Below are 7,518 nucleotides of genomic sequence, written 5' to 3'. Positions count from 1 at the left end.
TTTTTACTTCGTTTTATTGACGAAGCACTCATAGTTGAATGCTTTATGGCAACAAGAAACATTCGACTTGGGGGGGCAATGAGTACCCTACAAGTTATTAAAAATTTAAAAGATAAAAGGAGAGTTATAAGAACTTTTATGTTTTTGTAATACCTGTGGCAGAAAGTTTGGACATGAAAAAAGCAGCAAAAGCAGCGGGGGAAAAGAATGTGGAGATGATTCATGTTAAAGATATTAATAAAGTAACAGGATATATTAGGGGAGGATGTTCTCCTGTGGGAATGAAAAAATTATATCCTACTTTTGTACATGAAAGTGGACAGGGTTTAGAAGTGATAATTGTAAGTGGTGGAAAAATAGGATTTCAAATTGAGTTAAATCCTGAAGACTTACAGAAGATAATAAATTTTAAATATGCAGATATTATAAAGTAAGGCATACCTTTGGTATGCCTTAGAATCTTTTTGTTCTATAAAATCTATAAAGAAAATCTTTTTCTAAAGACTTGCTTAAGGTAGCAGTTTCATCGAAATTAATAAATCTAATCTCAAGAGAAGATTTATTAATAGGTATAACCTTGTGAATTAATTTCAGATTAACTATGTACTGTTTATGAGTAGTGAAAAAATTAGGAGGTAATCTTTTAGATAAATCATCAAAATTCTCGTAGAATTTTATAACATCGTGATTTCTAGTATATAAATTGATAGCTCTAGAATTTTTTTCAAACATAACAATATCATCAAAATTAATCATATGAACTTGTTTTCTTATTTTATAAACAAACAAAGTATCTTCAATAAAATTAGTTTTAGCCAGTTTATGAGAATTAATATGATCTATGGCAATATTTAATGAATCTAAAATCTTCTCACTGGTAAAAGGCTTTACTATAAAATCAACAGGATGAACTTTGAAACTTTCTAAGCTATAATCAGCAAATCCTGTCACAAAGATGATATGAACATCTTCGTCTATTTTTTTTATTTCCTTAGCGCAATCAATTCCATTTTTATGAGGCATATCTATATCTATTATAAGTAAATCTATTTTTTCTGTTTTAATAAACTCAATAGCATCTATACCATTCTTTACTTTTTTTACATAGTCTACATATCCAGAATCTTTTATTATATTTTCTATATCATCTCTTACAGCTTTATCATCATCGCATATCAAAACTTTTATCATTAGAATTATCTCCCCCCCCCTTAGTAATATTTCGGTATTAAAATTGTAAATTCAGTCAAGAACTCATCACTACTTGCAAAAATGTGATAACCATATTTATCTAGAATATTTTTAACAAGATAAAGTCCATAACCTCTGTTATCGCCATCTTTAGTAGAGAATCCTTCTTCAAATATGCTTTCAGTATTGTAAATTTGTGGTCCGTTATTTTTTATAGATATAACATACTGAAACTCATCTTCGTAAACAAAGAGTTTTATATATTTATTGTCCTTATTGATAGTAGATAAAGAGTCAATAGCGTTATCAATTATATTTAAAAGTACAGAGCTCATATCGCTTGGCTCAATAACTAAATTATCAATAAAGTCCTGAATATAAACATCAAAGTTAATATTCTTCATAAGACATTCTTCGTACTTTAGTGAAGCTATGGCATCTAAATAAGAGACTTTTCCATATCTAGAAGTCTTAGACCTAAAACTATTAGATATGTTTGTGATGTAGTCTTTTGCATCATTGCTTAAATTATTATTAAGCAGAGAATAAACAACTTGCAAATGTTTAAGATAATCATGTTTTTGACTTCTAAGCTTGGCAATAATATTGTCTTTATGTTCTATTTTATTATTCAATTTATTTAATTCAGATTTGTACTCATATTTCATATTAAGTACTTTTGAAAAGCCATAGCCAATAAATAGGCATAGAAGCATGACTATTATTGCACATAGGGATATGATGACACCTTTTATCAATAATTTATTATGCAAGCTATTTAGCGTAAAAATAAATATATTATATATTATCAGAAATAACATTATTGATATAAATAAGCTAAGTAAATTTCTTTTTCCTAGGTCCATTTTATTATAAAACTCATATCTATATAAAATCAGATTAATTCCTACGAAAAATACTAAAATACTTATGGGAAATATAAAAATATTATACATATTTGACTCCTTAGTTTTCCATTTATAATAGAAGTATATCATTTATAAAAAAATATGTAAAAAGTTGAAAATTACATAAATAAACTGAAAACTTGTATATAAACTCATGAAAATATACAAACAACTATAATAAATTTGTAAAAACGTGATTTGATAGAATTATTTTTCACAGATATAATGAACTTATTCAAGCGAAGGGAAGTGAAATAAATGAAAGAAGATTTTAATATAGTAATCAAATATATAAAAAGTTTTAAATCAAGATCAATAGCAATAATGCTTAGTATAATTTTAGGGACATCACTTATTGTGGGGGTAGGTACTTTATCAAGGAGTGCACAACAAGCAGATGTGAATAGAACTAAAAGGGAAATGGGAACTTATCATGTTTACTATAAAGATATAGATAAGAATCAGTTGAAAATAGTTAAAGAGGGAAAGGATATAAAGAATATTGGCATAACTTCTTACTATGCATCTACTGATGTGAATGAAAAGTTACCAATTAATATACTTTATGCCGATAACAATTATTTAAATGATGAATCGGCAATTATAGAAGGTAGATTACCAAAAGGAAAAAATGAAGTAGTCTTAGAAGCATGGATACTAAATAGTATGGGATTGAAGCCTGAAGTTGGACAGGAATTAACTTTTAAACTTTATAACCAAGATAAAACTGAGACTTTTAAAGTTGTGGGAATTCTAAAGGATAGATATAAAGATAAAGTTGTTGGAAGATGCGAAATGTTTTTACATCTTGATGAGAATAAGGTTAGTCAATTTACTGCCAATGTGGAGTTTGATGAAGGAAGTCCCATCAGTAGTGATATAGAATCTATTGCAAATACAGCAAACATAGATTTGAAAGAGCAGGTTGGAGTAAATAAATCTCTGGTACAAGCAGTAGAAGATAACGGTGGAATAGATATGGCTAGTAAAAGTACAGCTATTGCAATGAGTATATTTGCAGGTCTTGTAATTTATAGTATTTACTCCATATCTGTATACCAAAGGATTAGGGATTATGGAATGCTAAGGGCTGTAGGTGCAACTAATTTTAGAGTATTTAGACTTATGGTTTATGAGTTATTAATTATTGCGATAGTATCATTGCCAATTGGAATGCTTCTTGGTATGGGTGGGGCCCAGTTATTCAATAAGTTTGGTGGAAATATAACTGTTGAAGGTAAGTTAGAATCAACACCTTTTGTTATACCAACAGAAGTGATTTTATTATCCGTATCATGTACTTTAGTGGTCATATTAATTATTAGTATATTTACTTATTTTAAAATAAAAAGAATTTCTCCTATTGAAGCTATAAAAGGTAATTTTGGGGCAGAGAGTAAGGTTAAGAAAAGTAATTTTATAATAGCTAAAATAAGTAATCATATATCATCAACAAAAGCAATTTCCATGAAGAATATATTTAGAAATAAAAAAGCTTTTATTTTAATAATGCTATCAATGAGCATAGGTGGCGTATTAGTAATCAGAAACAATTACTCTTATACAATATCTGATACTATGTATGAACAGCAAGCAAAGGGAATGTATTTAAATGGTGATTTTATCATGCAAGTAAACTCTGCCAATGATGAAAGAGTTGGTTTAAGTGATGAAGATATAAAGGAAATTAGAAATACTGAGGGAATAAATGAAGTAAAAACAGCTAGAATTTTACAAAGTAGATTAGTTTTACCTAAAAAAGACCTATTAGAGAAGGATTTTAATAAACAACTCGATTCAGAAGTATATGTAAGAGATGTATTAAATGGAAGTTTAATAGATGACAAAAAAAATGACGCTTATTTAATGAAACAAAAGTTAAAAGGATATAATGATGAGATGTTAAAATCTCTAAAGGATTATTTAGTAAGTGGAAAAATTGATATAGAAAAGATGAAAAAAGAAAATTTAGCAGTAGTATATATGCCTTATATATATGATGATAACGGTATGAAAAGCAAGGTCTTAGGAGGAAATACGGGGACACCTCTTGCTAACATAAAAGTGGGAGATACGGTTACAGTTAAATATCCTAAAGGTAAAATAGAAGATACTCAGAAGTATTGGCAAGGAAAAGATAATTATGACTATGAAGATCATACTTTTAGAGTAGGAGCTATAGTTAATTATCCTTATGCAGATGATAATATGTATACTGGTGATGATGGAATAGATGTTATAGTAAGTGATCAGTATTTAAATAGAATAATGGGTAACAGTAATTATGATGTTGTATATGCAAATATGGACAACAATGCGAATCATAATATGATAAATGAAAAACTAGGTGAAATTGGAAGTAAGGTGCCTGGAACAATAACTACAGATATGACTGAAGATAAAGCCATGAATGAGCGAAGTCTTAAGCAAAAAAAGCTTTTGGATTTTGGTGTAGTAGCAATTATGTTTGCCATAAGTGTATTTAATATAATTAACAATGTAAGTTATAACTTAACTTCGAGAACTAGTGAGTTTGGTATGCTTAGAGCTATAGGAATAAGTGACAAAGATTTCAGAAAAATGATAACTTCTGAAGGATTATTTTACGGAGTGATTTCCAGTGCAATAGTAGTAGTAGCTTCTTTATTAATGCAAATAAGAATGTATAAAACATTTGGATTTGAAACTTATGGTATGGAGTTTGAAGTAAATTATATGATTTATATATTGATTGTTTTAGTAAATATTGCAGTTGGATTGTTAGCAACTTATTTACCCGCTAGAAAAATAAAAGAAAGTAGCATAGTGGAAGCTATAAATATTATAGAATAGAGGAATTGTTATGGTGATATTAGAAACTATTAATTTAGGTAAAATATATGGAAAAAAACAAACAAAAGTAAATGCTTTAAATGATGTTAATTTAAAAATAAATAAAGGTGAATTTGTGGCAATAGTAGGACCAAGTGGAAGTGGAAAAAGTACTTTTTTACATCTAATAGGAGGACTTGAGCGACCAAGTAACGGAACTATAAAAGTTGATGGAAAAGATATATGTTGTTTATCTGATAAAGAGTTAGCTAAATATAGAAGACAGAAAGTTGGTTTTGTATTTCAACAGTATAACTTAATACCAGTTCTTAATGTAAAAGAAAATATAGAATTGCCATTAAAATTAGACAATGTAAAAATAGATAAAAATTATATAGAAGATCTTATGAAATTGCTTGGAATTGAAGGAAGAAAGGGTCATCTACCAAACCAGCTATCAGGTGGTCAACAGCAACGTGTTGCCATAGCTAGGGCACTTGCTGCTAAACCAAGCATAATACTAGCAGATGAACCTACGGGAAACTTAGATAGCAAGACTACGGAAGAAGTTATGGATTTGATGAAAAAATCCATAAAAAAATATAATCAAACCTTAATTATGATAACTCATAATAATGAAATAGCAAAAAAAGCAGATAGAGTTTTATTAATAATAGATGGAAAATTAAAAGATTTAAATCAAGAGGAAAGATAAATTTAATAGTTTTTTTAGAGTTATGAATAATAATTTATAACTCTTTTTTTATGATAGTATGAAAATATAATATTTATAATAAAAATTTAAAAAAATGATAGAAATTGATATAGATTATCGTATTAGTTATTGTAAAAGCTTTTACATATATAAGGAGGAGACAAATTTGCAAGATGAATTAATGATTAAGTATATAAAAAAGAAAAAAGAAAATGGCATGGAGCTTTTGATAGATAATTATAGAGGAATCATAACTGCTGTAGTAAGAAGGCACCTAGGTGTGTTAATAAACTATGAAGAGGAATGCGTAGACGATATATTGTTATCTATTTGGGATAATATAACAAAATTTGATGATAGCAAAAATAGCTTTAAAAATTGGATATGTGCAGTATCTAAATATAAAGCAATAGACTACAAGAAAAAGTATTTATCAAAAGTTGAATATATGGATATTAGCGAAGAGATTTACTATATAGACCAAGAATTATTGAAATCTGAAATAGAAGAAGAAGTGAATGATATATTAAGTCATTTAAATGAAAATGATAGAAAATTATTTAAACAGCATTATTTGAATGGGGAAACTTTAGAAGAAATTGCTGTAAAAAATAATACAAAAATATCAAATTTATATAACCGGTTATCAAGAGGGCGAAAAAAAATAAGAAAAAGTATGATGAGATAAGGGAGGAAAATAATGAAGGATAAGTTTGAAATATTAAATGATGTAAAAATAGACATTGATGAATATAAAGAGATTAAATTTGATGATAATGATGAGATAAAAAGTAGAATGAAATCAAAGATAAAATGTAGAAAATTAAATTATAAAAAAACAATAGTAGCAGCATCTTTAGTAGCTATATTAGGTTGTGGGGTAGTATCAAATGAGACTGTGTGGGCAAATGTGGAAAAAATGTGGTACACAATGCAAAGAATATTAGATTTCAAAAATGAAGAAGTTACAAATTATAAATATGAAATAAATAAGAGTGTAGAAAGTAAAGATATAAAAGTAACATATAAGAATTTGATGATTGATGATGGAAATTTAATAGTTGAAATGGATATAGATGATAGCAAGTTTAATCCACTTGAAGACTTTACACAAAAGCAACAAAAAGAGTGGTATGTAGATAAATGGGGGAATAGAGAAACATTTGTTAGTTTGGGAAATATAGAGGCTTATGTAGATAAAGAAAAACTTCCTATGGTACATGCAGGACAAGCTGATTACGAGAATAAAAAAAGAGATTCAAAAGGAGTAACTAGTGTTGTTTCTATTATTCCTTTAAATGAAATAGAAGAAGATTTTAATATTATAAAAGTAGGAAAAGACAAATTTCCATATACAATAGATAAAGATAAAACATATAATATAACATTGAATGCAAAGAAAATACATTTATCAGCCGAGATGGAAGAAGGAGAAAAAGTAAGTTATGGTGGTGCAATAAGAAGTAATTGGAGTGTAGATATACCTATAAAAGGTGAAGATTTAATAAAAGCTAGAGTTAAATATGAGGAGTATAAAATAGATAAAAATATAAAGTTCGATATAGAAGGAATAGAAAAAGAGCTTCATATTGGCAGTCTTTATGTATCACCGATTTATATAAAGCTTAAATTTACTACTGATATAGATGGTTATACTGTGGGAGAGAATCAACATCTTAAAATTAAATTAGAGAATGAAAATGGAAAAGAGTATCAAAATGATTCTCAGACTCCTAAGTTTAATGATGAAAAACAAAGCTGTGAAGTAGAAGTAGAATATAAAAATATTTTTAAAAATAGTAAAAAATTAAAAATTACACCTATAATCACAGAATTTAACAGTAACAAAGTAATAGAGGAAGAATCAATAATAATTAATTTAAAGTAAGTATA

The 7,518-nt window shown here is 27.3% G+C and carries 6 protein-coding genes and 1 pseudogene; 5 read left to right on the top strand and 2 right to left on the bottom strand.

The annotated features are described in order from the left end of the window. Window positions 1-128: 128 nt before the first annotated feature. Window positions 129-434: pseudogene (locus tag NSA58_RS12795) on the top strand (YbaK/EbsC family protein); the annotation flags it as partial. A gap of 19 nt (window positions 435-453) precedes the next feature. Here the strand turns inward: NSA58_RS12795 and NSA58_RS12790 are convergent. Both NSA58_RS12790 and NSA58_RS12785 read right to left on the bottom strand, forming a co-directional pair. Continuing rightward, window positions 454-1,191 carry a LytR/AlgR family response regulator transcription factor gene (locus NSA58_RS12790; RefSeq protein ID WP_079764801.1) on the bottom strand — a complete coding sequence of 246 codons (738 nt, stop codon included), beginning with the start codon at window positions 1,189-1,191 and terminating at the stop codon, window positions 454-456. Window positions 1,192-1,211: 20 nt separating this feature from the next. Continuing rightward, window positions 1,212-2,147, bottom strand: a complete 936-nt coding sequence (locus tag NSA58_RS12785; protein ID WP_074080240.1) for a GHKL domain-containing protein — start codon at window positions 2,145-2,147, stop codon at window positions 1,212-1,214. Between the two features lie 210 nt (window positions 2,148-2,357). Between NSA58_RS12785 and NSA58_RS12780 the strand changes: the two genes are divergently transcribed. The 4 genes from NSA58_RS12780 (at window position 2,358) to NSA58_RS12765 (ending at window position 7,513) form a co-directional block, all read left to right on the top strand. Then, complete coding sequence (locus NSA58_RS12780; RefSeq protein WP_074429691.1) at window positions 2,358-4,931, top strand: ABC transporter permease; 2,574 nt, start codon at window positions 2,358-2,360, stop codon at window positions 4,929-4,931. A gap of 10 nt (window positions 4,932-4,941) precedes the next feature. After that, a complete protein-coding gene (locus tag NSA58_RS12775; protein ID WP_039681217.1) occupies window positions 4,942-5,625 on the top strand; it encodes an ABC transporter ATP-binding protein in 684 nt (227 codons plus the stop codon). Window positions 5,626-5,791: 166 nt separating this feature from the next. Beyond that, on the top strand, window positions 5,792-6,313 hold the full coding sequence (locus tag NSA58_RS12770) for a sigma-70 family RNA polymerase sigma factor (RefSeq protein WP_052233150.1): 522 nt from the start codon (window positions 5,792-5,794) through the stop codon (window positions 6,311-6,313). Window positions 6,314-6,325: 12 nt separating this feature from the next. Next, the gene (locus NSA58_RS12765; protein ID WP_074429690.1) at window positions 6,326-7,513 is read left to right on the top strand and encodes a DUF4179 domain-containing protein; all 1,188 of its coding nucleotides are present in this window, start codon (window positions 6,326-6,328) and stop codon (window positions 7,511-7,513) included. Window positions 7,514-7,518: the final 5 nt, after the last annotated feature.

Origin of the sequence: Terrisporobacter muris, from assembly GCF_024621905.1 — a bacterium.
GTDB lineage: Bacteria > Bacillota > Clostridia > Peptostreptococcales > Peptostreptococcaceae > Terrisporobacter > Terrisporobacter muris.
The sequence above is the reverse complement of the archived record's forward strand: the minus strand, read 5'-3'. Positions and strand labels throughout refer to the sequence as shown.